Here is a 17013-nt window from a genome sequence, read left to right as displayed (position 1 = left end):
GCGAAATCCATCGATGCCGTCGATGTAGTCCTTGACCGCTGTGATTTTGAACTGCGTAGAGTACTTGCCCATGAAAACACCCCAGAAAGTCAGATGGGTGTCCAACTTTTGGGGTGCAGATCAGACTGTAGGAGGGAGCTCTGCTCGCGATTGAGTGCAAAGCACTCACAGAAAACTATGAAACGCTGCAAATCTACGACTGCTGCGCAGCCGATCGCGATGGTCCGGCATTCCGGCAGAGCTCCCTCCTACGGTCGCCAGACGAAATATCGGCGAATACCCGCTTATATGATCCGCTTTAGCCGGGAAGCCATTCGCGGCTAAAGCCTCCTACGGATATGTATCAAACCGGTATTACTCGTCGTAGCCCAGAATCGGTGCCAGCCAGCGTTCGGTCACGCTAAGCGGCTGGTCCTTGCGTGCGGTGTAGCTGTCGACCTGGTCCTTGTCGACCTTGCCCACGGCGAAATACTGCGCCTGCGGGTGGGCGAAATACCAGCCGCTGACCGAAGCCGCCGGGAACATGGCGTAGTGCTCGGTCAGGAACACGCCGCTGCGGCCAGCGGTCATCGGGGCGCTGTCGATCGGCAGCGGGTCGAGCAGGGTGAACAGCGTGCCTTTCTCGGTGTGGTCCGGGCAGGCCGGGTAGCCGGGCGCCGGACGAATGCCGCTGTATTGCTCGCGAATCAGCGCCTCGTTGTCCAGGTGCTCATCGCTGGCGTAGCCCCAATACTCTTTACGCACCTGCTCGTGCAGCCACTCGGCGCAGGCCTCGGCCAGGCGGTCGGCCAGCGCCTTGACCATGATCGAGTTGTAGTCGTCGCCGTTGTCCTGATAGGCCTTGGCGACTTCTTCGGCACCGATGCCGGCGGTGGTGATGAAGCCACCCATGTGGTCGGTCACGCCGCTGTCCCTGGGCGCGATGTAGTCGGCCAGCGACAGGTTCGGCTTGCCGTCGGGCTTGATGGTCTGCTGGCGCAGGTGGTGCAGGCGCGCCAAAGGCTGGCCATCGTCACCGTAGACTTCCAGGTCGTCATCGTCGACCTGGCTGGCCGGCCAGAAGCCGAACACGGCGCGCGCGCGGATCAGCTTCTCGTCGATCAGTTTGCGCAGCAAGGTCTTGGCATCGTCGAAAAGCACGGTCGCCGCTTCGCCGACCACTTCGTCGGTCAGGATGCGCGGGTACTTGCCGGCCAGGTCCCAGGAAATGAAGAACGGCGTCCAGTCGATGTACTCGGCCAGCACGTTCAGGTCGATGTCCTCCAGCACGCGGGTGCCGGTGAAGGTCGGTGTGACCGGGGTGTAGCTGGCCCAGTCGAATTTCGGCTTGTTGGCCACGGCAGCGGCATAGGGCAGGCGCTCGGTGCGCGAGCTGCGTGCCGAGGTACGCTCACGAACCTGTACGTATTCTTCGCGGGTTTTCTCCACGAAGGCGGGCTTGAGCTCTTTGGACAGCAACTGGGTGGCCACGCCGACCGCACGCGAGGCGTCGGTCACGTAGATCACTGCGTCATTGCTGTAGCGCGGCTCGATCTTCACCGCCGTGTGCGCCTTGGAGGTGGTGGCACCGCCGATCAGCAACGGCAGGTGGAAATCCTGACGCTGCATCTCACGCGCCACGTGCACCATTTCGTCCAGTGACGGGGTAATAAGACCGGACAGTCCAATAATGTCGCACTTCTGTTCGCGCGCCACTTGCAGGATCTTCTCGGCCGGGACCATCACGCCCAGGTCGACAATGTCATAGCCGTTACAGCCCAGCACCACGCCGACAATGTTCTTGCCAATGTCATGCACGTCGCCCTTCACCGTGGCCATGAGAATCTTGCCCTTGGCTTCTGGCTTGTCGCCTTTTTCGGCTTCGATGAACGGAATCAGGTGCGCGACGGCCTGCTTCATCACCCGTGCCGACTTGACCACCTGCGGCAGGAACATTTTGCCCGAGCCGAACAGGTCACCGACCAGGTTCATGCCGGACATCAGCGGGCCTTCGATCACCTCGATCGGGCGGCTGAACGACTGGCGCGACAGCTCGGTGTCTTCGACGATGTAGGCGGTGATGCCTTTGACCAGCGCGTGTTCCAGGCGCTCGTTGACCGGCCAGCTGCGCCATTCTTCGGTTTCGGCTTCCTTGACACTGCCGTCGCCTTTGTATTCGTCGGCAATTGCAAGCAGGGCGTCGGTGCCTTCCGGGGTGCGGTTGAGCACCACGTCTTCGACCTTCTCGCGCAGCTTGGCCGGGATCTCGTCGTAGATCTCCAGCTGGCCGGCGTTGACGATGCCCATGGTCAGGCCATTCTGGATCGCGTGGTAGAGGAACACCGAGTGGATCGCTTCGCGCACCGGGTTGTTGCCGCGGAACGAGAACGACACGTTGGACACGCCGCCCGAGGTCAGCGCATACGGCAGGTGGTCGCGGATATAGGCGCAGGCTTCGATGAAGTCCACGGCATAGTTGTTGTGCTCTTCGATACCGGTGGCCACCGCGAAGATGTTCGGGTCGAAAATGATGTCTTCCGCCGGGAAGCCCACTTCGTTGACCAGAATGTCATAGCTGCGCTGGCAGATTTCGCGCTTGCGCGCGGCGGTGTCGGCCTGGCCGACCTCGTCGAAGGCCATGACCACCACGGCGGCGCCATAACGCTTGCACAGGCGCGCATGGTGCTTGAAGGCCTCGACGCCTTCTTTCATCGAGATCGAGTTGACGATGCCCTTGCCCTGGATGCATTTGAGGCCCGCTTCGATCACTTCCCATTTCGAGGAGTCGATCATGATCGGCACGCGCGAGATGTCCGGCTCGCCGGCAATCAGGTTGAGGAAGCGCACCATGGCCGCCTGGGAGTCGAGCATCCCTTCGTCCATGTTGATGTCGATGATCTGCGCGCCGGCTTCGACCTGTTGCAGGGCCACTTCCAGGGCTTCGGTGTAGTTCTCTTCGCGGATCAGGCGGGCGAATCTGGCGGAACCGGTGATGTTGGTGCGCTCGCCAACGTTGACGAACAACGAGCTGCGATCGATCGTGAACGGCTCAAGGCCCGACAGGCGGCAGGCCTTGGGGATGTCCGGAACAGGGCGCGGCTGATACCTGGCCACCGCTTCGGCAATCGCCTGGATGTGCGCAGGCGTGCTGCCGCAGCAACCGCCGATAATGTTCAGAAAACCGCTGGCGGCGAATTCTTCGACCACTTCGGCCATTTGTGCAGGCGTTTCGTCGTACTCGCCGAAGGCGTTGGGCAGGCCGGCGTTAGGGTGCGCCGAGACATGCGTGCCGGCCTTGTTCGACAGCTCTTCAAGGTACGGACGCAGGTCCTTGGCGCCCAGCGCGCAGTTCAGACCGACCGAGATCGGGTTGGCGTGGCGCACCGAGTTCCAGAACGCTTCGGTGGTCTGCCCGGACAGCGTACGGCCCGAGGCGTCGGTGATGGTGCCGCTGATCATGATCGGCAGTTCGACACCGTCATCCTCGAACACCTGCTGCACGGCAAAGATCGCCGCCTTGGCGTTGAGGGTGTCGAAGATGGTTTCGATCAGGATCAGGTCGGCGCCGCCCTCGATCAGGCCGCGCGTGGCCTCGATGTAGTTCTCGACCAGCTCATCGAAGGTGACGTTGCGGTAGCCGGGGTCGTTGACGTCGGGCGAGATCGAGCAAGTGCGGCTGGTCGGGCCGAGGACGCCGGCGACAAAGCGCGGGCGGTCCGGGGTTTCAAGGGTCTTGGCGTCGGCCACCTGACGGGCGATGCGCGCGCCTTCGACGTTCAGCTCATAAACCAGCGCTTCCATGCCGTAGTCGGCCTGGGAAACCTTGGTGGCGTTAAAGGTGTTGGTTTCGAGAATGTCGGCGCCGGCATCCAGGTAAGCCTTTTCAATGGCACCAATCACATCCGGGCGAGTCAGAATCAGCAGGTCGTTGTTACCCTTGACGTCGCTGGGCCAGTCGGCGAAGCGCGTGCCACGGTAATCTTCTTCTTCGAGCCGATAGCTCTGGATCATGGTGCCCATACCGCCATCGAGAATCAGGATGCGCTGTTGGAGAGCATTGAGCAAAGCTTGATGACGGGCGCTGCGGTCTGACATTGGGGCTACCTTGAAAAGGCTGGAACAGAAAGGCCGAAATCATAACAAACCACAACACTTTTAGCGTTGCCTGGGCTTTTCCATGAAAAACGCTCATGTTGACGCGCGATAACCACGTTAAACTCGTGGCCAATTGCCTTGGGGAATAATCCGGATATGCCGTACCGTCTGTTAGCAGGTCTTGCCTTGCTTTTATCCTGCTGCACGCTTCAAGCCGGTGACCTGCCTGCACCCGTGTCCTACACCCGCGACATCCAGCCGATCCTTACCGAAAAATGCGTGGCCTGCCATGCCTGCAACGACGCCCCGTGCCAGCTCAACCTGGGCAGCGGCGAAGGGCTGCTGCGCGGTGCCAACAAGGTGCCGGTGTATCAGGGCGACCGCTCACAGGCCGTTGATCCGACGCGCCTTTTCTATGATGCCAATGGCGTGTCGGCCTGGCAGCGCAAGGGCTTCTACTCGGTGCTCGAACCGCGTGGCGGCCAGGCTGCGCTGCTGACGCGCATGCTGGAGCTGGGCCAGCAAACGCAACTGCCGCCCAACAGCAAACTGCCCGAGAACATCGCGCTGGGCCTCAACCGCGAGAACATCTGCCCGCTGCCCGAAGAGTTCAACGCCTACGCCGGGGCTCACGCCAACCAGGGCATGCCGCTGGCGGTGACCGGGCTCAGCGCGGCCGAGTACCAGACCCTGCAACGCTGGCTGGCGGCCGGCGCGCCGGTGGACCAGCAGCCGATACAGCCCAGTCGTGTGGAAGCGGCACAAATTGCCGAGTGGGAAGCTCAGTTGAACCTGCCCGGCGCCAATCAGGCGCTGGTCGGCCGCTGGCTCTATGAGCATCTGTTTCTGGCGCACATCTATTTCGAAGGCGGTGAGCCGGGCCATTTCTTTCAATGGGTGCGTTCGCGCACGCCAAGCGGCCAGCCGGCCGACATCATTGCCACGCGGCGCCCCAACGATGATCCGGGCCGCAGTGAGTTCTATTACCGGCTGGTGCCGGTGCAGGGCGTGATCGTGCACAAGACCCACATCACCTACCCGGTGGGGCCGAAGAAACTGCAGCGCGTGCGCGAGCTGTTCTATGGCAACGACTGGCAGACCCAGGCCGTGCCAGGCTACGGCCCAGGGCATCGAGCCAATCCGTTTCTGACCTTTGAAGCCATTCCGGCCAGGGCGCGCTATCAGTTCATGCTCGACAACGGCGAATACTTCGTGCGCAGCTTCATTCGCGGCCCGGTGTGCCGTGGTCAGATCGCCACCGACGTGATTCGCGACCAGTTCTGGGTGCTGTTCCAGGACCCGTCCAGCGACCTGTACCTGTCCGATGCGCGCTATCAGGGCCAGGCCACGCCGCTGTTGGCCATGCCGGGGCAGAATGACGAGGTCGGCAGTGTCCTCAGTCTCTGGCTGTCCTACCGTGAACGCCGCAATGCCTATGAAAACCTGCGCCGTGATCACTACGCCAAGGCCACGCCGGCAGGTTGGCCGAGTCTGTGGACTGGTAACGACAATGCTTTGCTGACCGTTTTCCGGCACTTTGACAGCGCCACGGTGAACAAGGGCCTGACTGGCGATGTGCCGACATCCATGTGGCTGTTTGATTACCCGCTGCTGGAGCGCACCTATTACCAGTTGGTGGTCAATTTCGATGTGTATGGCAACGTCGCCCATCAGGCGCAGACACGCTTGTATTTCGATCTTATCCGCAATGGCGCCGAGATCAACTTCCTGCGCCTGATGCCGGCTGATCGACGTGAAGACCTGCTGGACGGCCTTTACGAGAATTCCGGCAAGATCAAAATGTGGCTCGATTACCAGAGCATCGACGACGACACGCCCAGCAACCTGAAACTCGATAAGCACCGGCCGATGCGCGACTTTGCCGGGCAATTGTTGCAGCGCGTCGGCGCGTTGAACGCCACGCCCGACCCGCTCAATCGTTGCCAGGGCCAGTGCTCACGCCCCGGTTTGCCTGAGCAACTGGCCAATGCCGAACAACTGCTCAGCCGCCTGACGGCCCGGCCTGCGGCGCAATTGCCGGTCATCAACCAGTTGCCCGAAGCGACCATGCTGCGCATCGAAGACAGCAGCGGCCATCGCGAGATCTACAGCCTGCTGCGCAACCGTGCGCACAGCAATGTCGCGTTCTTGCTCGGCGAGTCGTATCGCTATCAGCCACGGCTCGACAACCTGACGATTTATCCGGGCGTGCTGAGCAGCTACCCCAACTTCATGTTCAATATTCCAGCCAGTGAAGTGGGGCCGTTTGTCGAGGCCATGCAACAGGCCAGCGACCAGCCGGGCTTTGAAAAAATCGTCGAGCGCTGGGGCATTCGCCGTACCCATCCGCAGTTCTGGACCTGGTTTCATGACCTGAATCGGTACATTCAGGAGCGCGATCCACATGAGGCTGGCGTGCTGGACATGAACCGCTACGAGAACCTCTAAAACAGTGGTCTCAGGGCTGCAGGCCACGTCGGATATGGCCTGCAGCCATTATTGAAAACCTGAACGAAGCACTTTTTTGCTGACCTTTTGCCAATTGTTACGGTCCCTTGTCCTGAGTGTTTGCCCATTTTCGGTGCGGGCGATCAGTGAGAGACGCGCAAAAAAGAGGTTCAGAAATGCTGATTTCGGTTCAGGCCCTGCGGGCAATTGCAGCATGGGTTGTGGTGTGCCATCACTTCATGCAGATCTTTTTCGACTTCAAGGCCAGTGGGCCGATCGGTGAGTTTTTCGTGTCCAAGGGCGCCGTCGGCGTCGACATCTTCTTCGTCATCAGCGGCCTGGTGATTTACCTGTCCACCTGCGAGCGCGACATGCCGGCCTCGCGCTTCATTGCTTATCGACTGTTTCGCATCGTCCCCGCGTATTGGCTGTACACCCTGGCCATGGGCCTGTTGTTGCTGTGGGCCGCGCCGTGGTTACCGCACCAGGTCATCGGCTGGCAGAACTTCCTGCTGTCGCTGGCGTTTATCCCGTCTGAAAACCCCGGCGGCTACGGGCTGTACCCGACGCTCAACGTGGGCTGGACGCTGAACTATGAAATGCTCTTCTATGTATTGTTCTCGATGGTGTTCCTGTTCGAGCGCCGGCACCGGGTGCTGATCGTCGCGGCGGCCTTGTTCGTGGTGACCGAAGTGCTGGCGCGTTCGGGGCTGGTCAGCCGCTTTTACGGCAATGACATCATCTATGAATTCCTGCTCGGTATCGGTATCGGCATGTTGTACCAGCGTGGCTGGATCCGTCAGGCGGTGTGGTTGCCACTGGCCGGTATCATTGCGGCGCTGGTGCTGATTCAACATCTGGACAATAGCCAGCGCCTGCTGAACTGGGGGCTGCCAAGTGCGTTGATCGTGTTGTGCTGCGTCTCGCTGGAGCCGCTGTTTCGCGGCAGCAAGCTACTCAAGACGCTGGGCGACTGCTCGTACTCGGTCTACCTGCTGCATGTGCTGGTGCTTTACGGCGGTCTGTTGGTGGCGCAGCGCTATGGCCTGGATCCGTACCTGGTATTTGCCGTCTGCGTGCCGGTGATCGGCATTGGTGCCTGGCTCAGTTATGAGTGGATCGAGAAGGGCGTGTACGTGCGCATGAAAACCTGGCTCGATGAACGCAGGGGCGGGCGCCGGTCGGCTGCACTATCCTGACAAAAATACTGGGTTTTGTGCGATGCCACTGTTTGGCGTAAACTGCCAGCACGTCTGCGAGGAAATTTCATGACCGCTATCACTATTACCGATGCTGCCCACGACTACCTGGCCGATCTGCTGGAAAAGCAGAACACCCCGGGCATCGGCATCCGTGTTTTTATCACCCAGCCCGGCACTCAATATGCCGAGACCTGCATTGCCTACTGCAAGCCGGGCGAAGAAAAACCCGAAGACAAGGCCATTGGCCTGGCGCGCTTCACGGCGTGGATCGACGGTTTCAGCGAGGCGTTTCTGGATGACGCCGTGGTTGATTACGCGACCGACCGCATGGGCGGCCAGCTGACCATCAAGGCACCCAATGCGAAGGTGCCATCGGTCAATGCTGACAGCCCGGTCAACGAGCGCATCAATTACTACCTGCAAACCGAGATCAATCCGGGTCTGGCCAGCCACGGCGGCCAGGTCAGCCTGATCGACGTGGTCGAGGAAGACGCACAGAACATCGCCATCCTGCAATTCGGCGGCGGCTGCCAGGGCTGCGGCCAGGCGGACGTGACACTCAAGGAAGGCATCGAGCGCACCCTGCTCGAGCGCATTCCCGAGCTGCACGGCGTACGCGACGTTACCGACCATACGCAGAAAGAAAACGCTTACTACTAAGTAAGCAGCAGCGTTGCTACAGGCCGTGTCGATCACGGCCTGTATAAATGCGCATGCCCCGCCCGGTACAGCGATGACTCGGCAAAGTTATCCGCCGCTAAAACCCGTCCAGCCAGAATCAATGCCGTACGCCTGAATCCCTTCGCGGTTACCTTTTCTTCGATATCCGCAAGCGTCCCCAGCACCCAATCCTGATCCGGCCAGCTGGCGCGATGCACCACGGCAATCGGGCAATCGGCGCCGTAATGCGGCAGTAACTCTTCGACAATCCGCCCGATATTCTTGACCCCCAGATGAATCGCCATGGTCGTGCCATGCCGCGCCAGGTCACCGAGTGCTTCGCCGGTGGGCATTTCGGTGCTGTCGGCAAAACGGGTCAGGATCACGCTCTGGGCAATGTCGGGCAGGGTCAGCTCGCTTTCCAGCAGCGCGGCGCAGGCAGCGGTGGCGGTCACGCCGGGGATGATCTGAAAGGGAATATCCAGTTCGCGCAGGCAACGAATCTGCTCGCCGATGGCCCCGTACAGGCTCGGGTCGCCGGAATGCACGCGAGCGACATCCTGGCCCTGTGCATGAGCGGATTTCATCAAGGCGACGATCTGCTCAAGGTGCAACTCGGCACTGTTGACCACTTGATGGGCGTTATGGCCCTCCAGCACCGCCATGGGCACCAGTGAGCCTGCATAAATAATGACCGGGCAATGGCGGATCAGACGCTGGCCCTTGACGGTGATCAGTTCCGGATCGCCGGGTCCGGCGCCGATGAAATAAACAGTCAATGCACACTCCGCAAGCTTGAACCAAAGCCGGCATTATCCGCTCGTGAAGGGGCTGATTGCCAAGGCCAATGTCGCCTGGCGATTTTTCCGGTACTCGATCAGCAGCCGGGAAGGGGCACCGCTCAACTGACTGGCCATGGCCAAAGCGGTGCTTTCGGCCACGCCATGACAGCCGGTGCGCTCGAATGCCAGTGCCGAACGATGGGTCAACTGGCCTTCATGCACCTGTAATTGTGCCGCGCTGAAAAACACCAGCGGCAGGTCAAGCTGCTCGGCCAGTTGCCGCAACCCCGGCTCGTCGCATTTGCTGTCGATAGAGGCCAGCGCACTGATCGCGCTGGTCTTCAGGCCGTACTCATGCAAGCTGCGCTCGATCAACGCCAACAGCACCTCGGCCGGGCAGCCCTGTTGGCAGCCCAGACCAATGGCCAATAATGGCCTGTCAGTAGTGCCCGACATGCCGACCGCGACGGAACAGCCAGGCGCTGATGGCACCCAGTGCTGCCCAGAACAGCGCATTGGTCACCAGGGATGCGACGATAAACTGCGACTCCAGCGCTTCGGGCGCCAGGCTGGCGTGTTGCTCTGGCTGTGGTGCGCCGATCACGTGCGGCACCACCAGCAAGGCAACACCCAGCAGCTTGAGCAGCGCGCCGCGACCGAAGACGATCAGCGCAAGGCCGGCGGCCGTGGCGGCGGCGGTAGAAATCCACCAGGTCTGGCGCTGGCCAAGATCGGCCGCTGCCGTGCCCGGCAATTCCGGTGGCAGCCCCAGTGTCGGTGCCAGAACGAATACCGCAAACCCGGCCAGTCCCCAGAACAGCCCCTGAACCGCACTGCCGGGGGCGCGCAGGGTATAAAGCCCGGCCAGCATCAAGGCGAAACCCACCGCGACGACAAGGTTGCCGCCGGTGGTCGACAGCAGGCGCTGCCAGCCATCTTCCGGCGACCAGGCTTCTTCGTCGTGTTCATGCACGTGCGCGGCGGCGCCCGGCTCGTGGGCGTGCTCCTGCACGGCAGGCGCTTGCTCGAAGGTTTCTGCTTCAAGAATCAGCGGTGTCAGCCACAGGCTTTGTACCAGGGTCAACAGCAGGGCCGCCAGCAGGCCGCTGAAACCGGCTGTCTGCACAATTCGCTTGAACATGGGTTCAGGTCTCAATGGCAAGGAAAGGCGGCGCTGTGCCGGGTATCGTGGGCGGCATTGTGCACCGCGTCGATGTGCGAGAAGCCGGCGAAGTACACCAGGCTGCAGCCAAGCAGAACGGCGCCAATGGCGGCGGTCAGGCGCTGGCTGAGGGTAGTAGGGGTAGCGGCGGACTGGCTGCTGCTGATGATCGACATGCTGCTTGCCTCTTGGGTCAGGGGCAGGCAAGCGCACGGACACCCGCCAGCGAGCGCTGGCAAGTATCGACTGCGCCCGCCCACCGCGGGGTGTCTGAATTCGATTGCGGGCCGGTCTCCGGGCTCACGAGGGATGCGCATGCATCTGCCAAGAATCGCCTTCCCATACCAGATGGCACAGTGGATTGACTCTTCGCTCGCTTACCGTTGCGGGGGCAGCACCGGACTTTACGCAGGCCTTTGAAACAGCCAGACGCAGCACCGGTTTCCCGTTTCACCCTGTGAAGGGCACCCGTAACAAGTTGTGTAGAAGATCATGAGGCACGGCCAACGTCAATCTCGACATTGACCTGTCTGCGGCCACTGCGTAGCCTTGCGCCCTTGAGGTTCCCTGGTCGGTAAACCCATCAGGGCTAAGACGGGAATACGGTTCAAGCCGTAGCTGCCCCCGCAACTGTAAGCGGTCATGTTCGTCGCACAGCCACTGCGCAAGCGGGAAGGCGCGCCGAGTGCTTTTAAAGCTGCCGCAAGCCAGGATACCTGCCTCAACCGAATTCTCACTACAACCGGGCGGGGTGATCCGGTGGCGATTCGCACTGTGCGCAACGCGCGCGGTGGTCGTCCTGCTTGCCCGCCGCATTGCCAAAGGGCATCCAATGAAAACGCTTGCCAAGCTTCCCGTCACCATCGTCACCGGCTTTCTGGGCTCGGGCAAAACCACGCTGTTGCGGCACATGCTCGACAACGCCGAAGGCCGGCGCATCGCGGTGATCGTCAACGAGTTCGGCGAACTGGGCATCGACGGTGAAATCCTCAAGCAATGCACCATCGGCTGCACCGAAGAAGAAGCCACCGGCCGTATCTTCGAGCTGGCCAACGGCTGCCTGTGCTGCACCGTGCAGGAAGAATTCTTCCCGGTCATGCGCGAGCTGGTCGAGCGCCGTGGCGACCTGGACCATATCCTCATTGAAACCTCGGGTCTGGCGCTGCCCAAGCCGCTGGTCCAGGCCTTTCAATGGCCGGAAATCCGCACCGCCTGCACGGTGGACGCGGTCATTACCGTGGTCGACAGCCCGGCGGTCAAGGCCGGCACCTTCGCCGCTTATCCTGATCAGGTCGACGCGCAGCGTAAGCTGGACCCGAACCTGGACCACGAATCGCCGCTGCACGAGTTGTTCGCCGACCAGTTGGCCAGCGCCGATCTGGTGATCCTCAATAAAGCCGACATGATCGACGCCGAAGGCCTGGCGGCGGTGCGTGCCGAGGTCGCCGAGGAACTGCCGCCGGCGGTCAAGGTCATCGAAGCCAGCAACGGTCGCCTGCCGCTGAGCGTGTTGCTGGGCCTGGGTGCCGAGTCGGAGCTGCACATCGACGGGCGCAAGACCCACCATGACCACCACGAAGGCGACGATCACGACGATCACGATCACGACGCCTTCGACTCGATCTCGATCAAACTGCCCGAAGCCGACGAAGCACGCCTGCTCGCGGCCCTGACGCAACTGGTGGTCGAGCACGGCATCCTGCGCGTCAAAGGTTTCGTGGCCATTCCCGGCAAACCGATGCGCCTGCTGGTGCAGGGCGTGGGCACCCGTTTCGACAAGCATTTCGACCGCGCCTGGCGCGCCGATGAAGAACGCGCCACGCAACTGGTGCTGATCGGTCAGGAACTGGACGCAGCGGTACTCGAAGCGCGCCTGCACGCGGCACTGGCTGGCTGATCCATGCACCTGCTGAGAACCCAGCCCGGTGGTTTCGTACCGGACGACAGCATCGCCGACCTCGGGCAAACCCCCGCCGAGCTGGTGATTCTCTGCAGCGGCGACTCCAGCCTGGCCTTGCTGGCCGAGGCGGCGCAGCAACTGCCCGATGATTACCCGAGCCTGCGCCTGGCCAACCCGATGCAAGTGCAGAACCACGCCTCGGTCGACCTGTATGTCGAAGAGGTGCTGCAACATGCGCGGGTCATCCTGATTTCGCTGCACGGCGGCATCGGCTACTGGCGCTACGGCGTGCAGCGCCTGCTGGAACTGGCCGCGCGCGGCGTGCAGGTGATTCTGGTGCCGGGCGATGATCGCCCGGACCCTGAATTGTCCGATTTCAGCACCGTGCCCGCCGATCAGCGCGACCGGCTCTGGCAATACCTGCGTCAGGGTGGGCTGGATAACGCCTTGAACCTGTTCAACTGCATGGCCAGCCAGTGGCTGGCACGCGATTATTCATGGCACGAGCCGCAGGCCTTGCCACGCACCGCCATCTATCATCCGCACAAGACCCGCGCCGGGCTGGCCGATTGGCAAGCCGACTGGATTGATGACGCGCCGGTGGCGGCCTTGCTGTTCTATCGTTCGCACCTGCAAGCAGCCAACACCACGTTTATCGATGTGTTTTGCCAGCGTTTGCAGGCACAGGGCCTCAATCCGCTACCGATTGCCGTTGCCAGCCTCAAAGAGCCTGGTTGCCTGACCGTGGTCGAGGACTGGCTGGACGAGGCGGGCGCTGGGCTGATTCTCAATACCACAGGGTTTGCGCAATCGAGCCCCGAAGCGCCGCACATGCGCCCGTTCCGGCGCAACATTCCGGTGATTCAGGCCATTTGCGCGCAAGACAACGAGCCGGCCTGGCAGGCCAGCGAGCTGGGCCTGGGCGCCCGCGATCTGGCCATGCACATTGCGCTGCCGGAACTGGACGGGCGCATCATCAGCCGGCCGATCAGCTTCAAGGATCTCGCCTGGCGCAGCGAGCGCAGCCAGTCCGATGTGGTCTGCTACCGCGCGCAGCCCGAGCGCATGGATTTTGTCGCGCAACTGGCGCGCAACTGGATCGAGCTGGCGCGGCGTGATAACGCCGACAAGCGCGTGGCGCTGATCCTGGCCAATTACCCGACCCGCGACGGGCGCATCGGCAACGGTGTCGGCCTGGACACGCCGGCAGCGGCGCTGAATATCCTGCAAGCTATGCAAGAGCAGGGCTACCCGGTCGAAGGTCTGCCCGACAGCGGCACGGCGCTGATCCAGCAACTGCTGGGCGGGGTTACCAACGATCTGGAAACCCTCGACCTGCGGCCTTGCCAGCAAAGCCTGGCGATGGACGAGTATCTGGCTGCGTTTGCCATGCTGCCGGCTACTAATCAAGAGGCGGTGATCCAGCGCTGGGGCCAGCCTGCAGCCGACCCGATGTGCCGTGGCGGGCGGATGATGGTCGCCGGCCTGCGCTTCGGCCTGACCTTTGTCGGCATCCAGCCGGCGCGCGGTTATCAGGTCGACCCCAGTGCGGTGTATCACGATCCCGATTTAATACCACCCCATGGCTACCTGGCGTTTTATTTCTGGCTGCGTCGTGCCTATGGCGCCCAGGCGGTGATCCATGTCGGTAAACACGGCAATCTGGAGTGGTTGCCGGGCAAGGGCGTGGGGCTGTCGGCCGAGTGCTGGCCGGATGCGATCCTTGGGCCGCTGCCGAATATCTATCCGTTTATCGTCAACGACCCGGGCGAGGGCGCCCAGGCCAAGCGCCGTACCCAGGCTGTCATCATCGACCACCTGATGCCGCCGCTGACCCGCGCCGAAACCTACGGGCCGCTGCGCGACCTCGAGCTGCTGGCCGACGAATATTACGAAGCGCAACTGCTCGACCCACGCCGCGCCCGCGAGCTGCAACGCGAGATTCTCCAGCGCGTGCGCGATACCCGGCTCGACCAGGAGCTGCAACTGGACGCCTCGCTGAATGCCGACGCCGATGCCGCCGTGTGGCTGCCGCGCCTGGACACTTACCTGTGCGACCTCAAGGAATCGCAGATTCGCGATGGCCTGCACGTGTTCGGCGAGTCGCCGAGCGGACGCTTGCGCACCGACACCTTGCTGGCGCTGCTGCGCATCCCGCGTGGCGACGGCCGTGGCCCGCGTTCCAGCCTGCTGCGTGCGCTGGCCAAAGCCTTCGCGCTGGACTTCGACCCGCTGGACTGCGCACTGGCCGAACCGTGCAGCCATGCCCGGCCTGCCGTGTTGCAAGCGATCAGTCGCGAGCCGTGGCGCACCCTGGGCGACAGCCGTGAACGGCTGGAGCTGTATGCCGCGCAACTGATCGAGCGCGTCACCGCCGGTGAAAGCCTCGCCGATTTGCCCGCACATGAAGACCTGCACCTGATCATCGAGCACCTGCGCGAACTGGTCGCGCCACGCCTCGACGCTTGCGGCCCGGCCGAAATGCAGGGCTTGCTCGATGCCCTGGCCGGCAAGTTCGTGCCCGCCGGCCCTAGCGGCGCGCCCAGTCGCGGGCGGCTGGACGTGCTGCCCACCGGGCGCAATTTCTTTAGCGTCGATGTGCGCAACCTGCCAACGCCGACCGCCTGGCGTATCGGCTTTCAGTCGACCAGCCTGCTGCTGGAGCGTCATCTGCAAGACCATGGCGACCATTTGCGCCAGCTCGGCCTGTCGGTGTGGGGCACCGCCACCATGCGCACCGGCGGCGACGACATCGCCCAGGCCATGGCGCTCATGGGTGTGCGCCCGGTATGGGCCACCGGCAGCCAGCGGGTCGACGACTTCGAGATTTTGCCGGTGAGCATTCTCGACCGCCCACGGGTCGACGTGACCCTGCGCGTGTCGGGCTTCTTTCGTGATGCCTTTGCCAGCCTGATCCGGCTGTTCGATGCCGCCGTGCAAGCCGTCGCAGCACTCGATGAGCCGGACGATCTCAATCCGCTGGCCGCCCGTGTGCGCCAGGAACGCCTGGAGTTGCAAGCCAAAGGCGTCAGTGAAGAAGACGCCCGGCGGCAGGCCGGCTGGCGCATCTTCGGTGCCAAGCCGGGTGCCTATGGCGCCGGTGTGCAAGGCGCCGTCGATGGCCGCCTGTGGCAAACCCGTGAAGACCTCGCCGAGGTCTACCTCAATTGGGGCGGCTACGCCTACGGCGGCAGCGACGACGGCACACCGGCCCGGCAGAACTTCGCCCAGCGCCTGTCTAACGTGCAGGCGGTGCTGCAAAACCAGGACAACCGCGAGCATGACCTGCTCGACTCCAACGATTACTACCAGTTTCAGGGCGGCATGCTCGCAGCCGCCGACACCTTGCGCGGCGAGCAAACCGCCAGCTACCACGGCGACCACAGCCAGCCCGACCTGCCGAAAATCCGTACGCTCAAAGAAGAGCTGAACCGGGTGATTCGTTCGCGTGCGGCCAATCCCAAGTGGATCGAAGGGGTCAAGCGTCACGGCTATAAAGGCGCGTTTGAGATGGCCGCCACCGTGGACTTCCTGTTTGGTTTCGATGCCACCACCGAACTGATCGACGACCATCAATATGCGTTGCTCGCCGACGCCTATCTGCTGGACGCCGACACCCGCGATTTCATCCAGCAGCACAACCCCGACGCCCTGCGCGACATGACCGAGCGCCTGCTCGAAGCCCAGCAGCGCGGCCTGTGGCAAGAACCCGGCGAGTACCGCGAAGCGCTGGAAACCCTGTTGCTGGACATAGAAGAGAATTGAACACCGTGAGCACTGTGCATTTTCCTTTGGCCGCCGTGGTTGGCGCCGACGAACTCAAGCTGGCGCTGTGCCTGACCGCCATCGACCCGAAGATCGGTGGCGTGCTGATCGAAGGCCCGCGCGGCATGGCCAAGTCGACTCTGGCCCGAGGTCTTGCCGACCTGCTCGAAGGCGCAGCCTTCGTCACCTTGCCGCTGGGCGCCAGTGAAGAGCGGCTGGTCGGCACCCTCGACCTGGAAGCAGCGCTGGGCGAGGGCAAGGCGAAATTCTCTCCCGGCGTACTGGCCAGGGCCGATGGCGGCGTGCTGTATGTCGACGAGGTCAACCTGCTGGCCGATCACCTGGTCGACCTGCTGCTCGATGTTGCCGCCAGCGGCACCAATCTGGTCGAGCGCGACGGCATCTCCCATCGCCATGCGGCACGTTTCATCCTGATCGGCACCATGAACCCGGAGGAGGGCGAGCTGCGCCCGCAACTGCTCGACCGCTTCGGCCTCAATGTCGCCCTCAGCGGCCAGACACTGCCCGCCGAGCGTGGGCAGATCATTCGCCGCCGTCTGGCCTTCGACAGCGACCCGCAGGCGTTTATCGCGCAATGGCAGCCGGCGCAACAGGCCCTGCAACAGCGTTGCACCCAGGCCCGGCAACGTCTGGCGAGCATCCCGCTGGATGACGCCAGCCTGGTTCTGATCAACGAACGCTGCTTCGCCGCCGGAGTCGACGGCCTGCGTGCCGACCTGGTCTGGCTGCGCGCCGCCCGTGCCCATGCGGCCTGGCGCGGCGCCGAAGAAATCACCCCGGAAGATATCGACGCTGTGGCCGAGTTCGCGCTGCGTCATCGTCGAAGTAATACCACCCCGAAATCAAGCGCGCCTGAACAGTCTTCCCCACCTTCTGCACAACAGCCCAGTAATCAAAACGAGGGGCAGGGCAGTTGGGGCGAGCTGCCGGCGCAAAGCGTCGCCACCGCCCAGCGTCGCCAGGTGCCGAGCTGGCCAAAAAAGCCTTAAGCATCCGCCC

At 62.7% G+C, this 17013-nt stretch carries 11 protein-coding genes and 2 riboswitches; of the genes, 6 read left to right on the top strand and 5 right to left on the bottom strand.

Going from position 1 to position 17013, the window contains the following annotated elements; translation table 11 throughout:
- Positions 1 to 354 precede the first annotated feature (354 nt).
- On the bottom strand, positions 355 to 4074 hold the full coding sequence (metH, locus tag ACYP2A_RS15630) for a methionine synthase (protein ID WP_459746335.1): 3720 nt from the start codon (positions 4072 to 4074) through the stop codon (positions 355 to 357).
- Between the two features lie 156 nt (positions 4075 to 4230).
- On the opposite strand from metH, the gene ACYP2A_RS15625 reads away from it, so the two are divergent.
- The 3 genes from ACYP2A_RS15625 (at position 4231) to nfuA (ending at position 8384) form a co-directional block, all read left to right on the top strand.
- Positions 4231 to 6522 (top strand): fatty acid cis/trans isomerase, encoded by a 2292-nt coding sequence (locus tag ACYP2A_RS15625; protein ID WP_459746333.1) that lies wholly within the window; start codon positions 4231 to 4233, stop codon positions 6520 to 6522.
- Between the two features lie 176 nt (positions 6523 to 6698).
- The gene (locus ACYP2A_RS15620; RefSeq protein WP_459746330.1) at positions 6699 to 7721 is read left to right on the top strand and encodes an acyltransferase family protein; all 1023 of its coding nucleotides are present in this window, start codon (positions 6699 to 6701) and stop codon (positions 7719 to 7721) included.
- A gap of 69 nt (positions 7722 to 7790) precedes the next feature.
- Entirely contained in the window at positions 7791 to 8384 is a 594-nt protein-coding gene (gene nfuA / locus ACYP2A_RS15615; protein ID WP_459746328.1) for a Fe-S biogenesis protein NfuA, read from the top strand.
- Between the two features lie 32 nt (positions 8385 to 8416).
- Here nfuA and cobM read toward each other — a convergent pair whose 3' ends face one another.
- Genes cobM through ACYP2A_RS15595 form a run of 4 tightly spaced genes read right to left on the bottom strand, consistent with a single transcriptional unit; the run spans position 8417 to position 10504 of the window.
- Positions 8417 to 9163 (bottom strand): precorrin-4 C(11)-methyltransferase, encoded by a 747-nt coding sequence (cobM, locus tag ACYP2A_RS15610; RefSeq protein WP_459746324.1) that lies wholly within the window; start codon positions 9161 to 9163, stop codon positions 8417 to 8419.
- Between the two features lie 33 nt (positions 9164 to 9196).
- A complete protein-coding gene (locus tag ACYP2A_RS15605; RefSeq protein WP_459746322.1) occupies positions 9197 to 9622 on the bottom strand; it encodes a cobalamin biosynthesis protein in 426 nt (141 codons plus the stop codon).
- On the bottom strand, positions 9606 to 10307 hold the full coding sequence (locus tag ACYP2A_RS15600; RefSeq protein ID WP_459746319.1) for a CbtA family protein: 702 nt from the start codon (positions 10305 to 10307) through the stop codon (positions 9606 to 9608). Before ACYP2A_RS15600 ends, ACYP2A_RS15605 begins: the two co-directional genes overlap by 17 nt.
- Before the next feature lie 11 nt (positions 10308 to 10318).
- Positions 10319 to 10504, bottom strand: coding sequence for a CbtB domain-containing protein (locus tag ACYP2A_RS15595; RefSeq protein ID WP_459746316.1), 186 nt, complete (start codon positions 10502 to 10504; stop codon positions 10319 to 10321).
- A gap of 92 nt (positions 10505 to 10596) precedes the next feature.
- Positions 10597 to 10815: riboswitch (cobalamin riboswitch) on the bottom strand.
- A gap of 56 nt (positions 10816 to 10871) precedes the next feature.
- A riboswitch (cobalamin riboswitch) is annotated at positions 10872 to 11066 on the top strand.
- Between the two features lie 94 nt (positions 11067 to 11160).
- Between ACYP2A_RS15595 and cobW the strand changes: the two genes are divergently transcribed.
- From cobW to ACYP2A_RS15580, 3 genes are read left to right on the top strand one after another with little or no spacing between them, the layout of a single operon-like run.
- Positions 11161 to 12225 (top strand): cobalamin biosynthesis protein CobW, encoded by a 1065-nt coding sequence (gene cobW, locus ACYP2A_RS15590; RefSeq protein ID WP_459746315.1) that lies wholly within the window; start codon positions 11161 to 11163, stop codon positions 12223 to 12225.
- Between the two features lie 3 nt (positions 12226 to 12228).
- Positions 12229 to 15993 (top strand): cobaltochelatase subunit CobN, encoded by a 3765-nt coding sequence (gene cobN / locus ACYP2A_RS15585; RefSeq protein ID WP_459746314.1) that lies wholly within the window; start codon positions 12229 to 12231, stop codon positions 15991 to 15993.
- Between the two features lie 5 nt (positions 15994 to 15998).
- Positions 15999 to 17003 carry an ATP-binding protein gene (locus ACYP2A_RS15580; RefSeq protein ID WP_459746312.1) on the top strand — a complete coding sequence of 335 codons (1005 nt, stop codon included), beginning with the start codon at positions 15999 to 16001 and terminating at the stop codon, positions 17001 to 17003.
- The last annotated feature ends 10 nt before the right edge of the window (positions 17004 to 17013 follow it).

The sequence above is a fragment of the Pseudomonas sp. 3A(2025) genome (assembly GCF_054589175.1).
This window is presented reverse-complemented; position numbering and strand designations above follow the sequence as displayed.

Bases quoted from the DNA above. Each gene is read 5' to 3' on its own strand.
- ACYP2A_RS15605 (WP_459746322.1), bottom strand. From the start codon at position 9,622: ATGTCGGGCACTACTGACAGGCCATTATTGGCCATTGGTCTGGGCTGC.
- cobW (WP_459746315.1), top strand. From the start codon at position 11,161: ATGAAAACGCTTGCCAAGCTTCCCGTCACCATCGTCACCGGCTTTCTG.
- ACYP2A_RS15600 (WP_459746319.1), bottom strand. From the start codon at position 10,307: ATGTTCAAGCGAATTGTGCAGACAGCCGGTTTCAGCGGCCTGCTGGCG.
- ACYP2A_RS15620 (WP_459746330.1), top strand. From the start codon at position 6,699: ATGCTGATTTCGGTTCAGGCCCTGCGGGCAATTGCAGCATGGGTTGTG.
- metH (WP_459746335.1), bottom strand. From the start codon at position 4,074: ATGTCAGACCGCAGCGCCCGTCATCAAGCTTTGCTCAATGCTCTCCAA.
- ACYP2A_RS15625 (WP_459746333.1), top strand. From the start codon at position 4,231: ATGCCGTACCGTCTGTTAGCAGGTCTTGCCTTGCTTTTATCCTGCTGC.
- ACYP2A_RS15595 (WP_459746316.1), bottom strand. From the start codon at position 10,504: ATGTCGATCATCAGCAGCAGCCAGTCCGCCGCTACCCCTACTACCCTC.
- cobN (WP_459746314.1), top strand. From the start codon at position 12,229: ATGCACCTGCTGAGAACCCAGCCCGGTGGTTTCGTACCGGACGACAGC.
- nfuA (WP_459746328.1), top strand. From the start codon at position 7,791: ATGACCGCTATCACTATTACCGATGCTGCCCACGACTACCTGGCCGAT.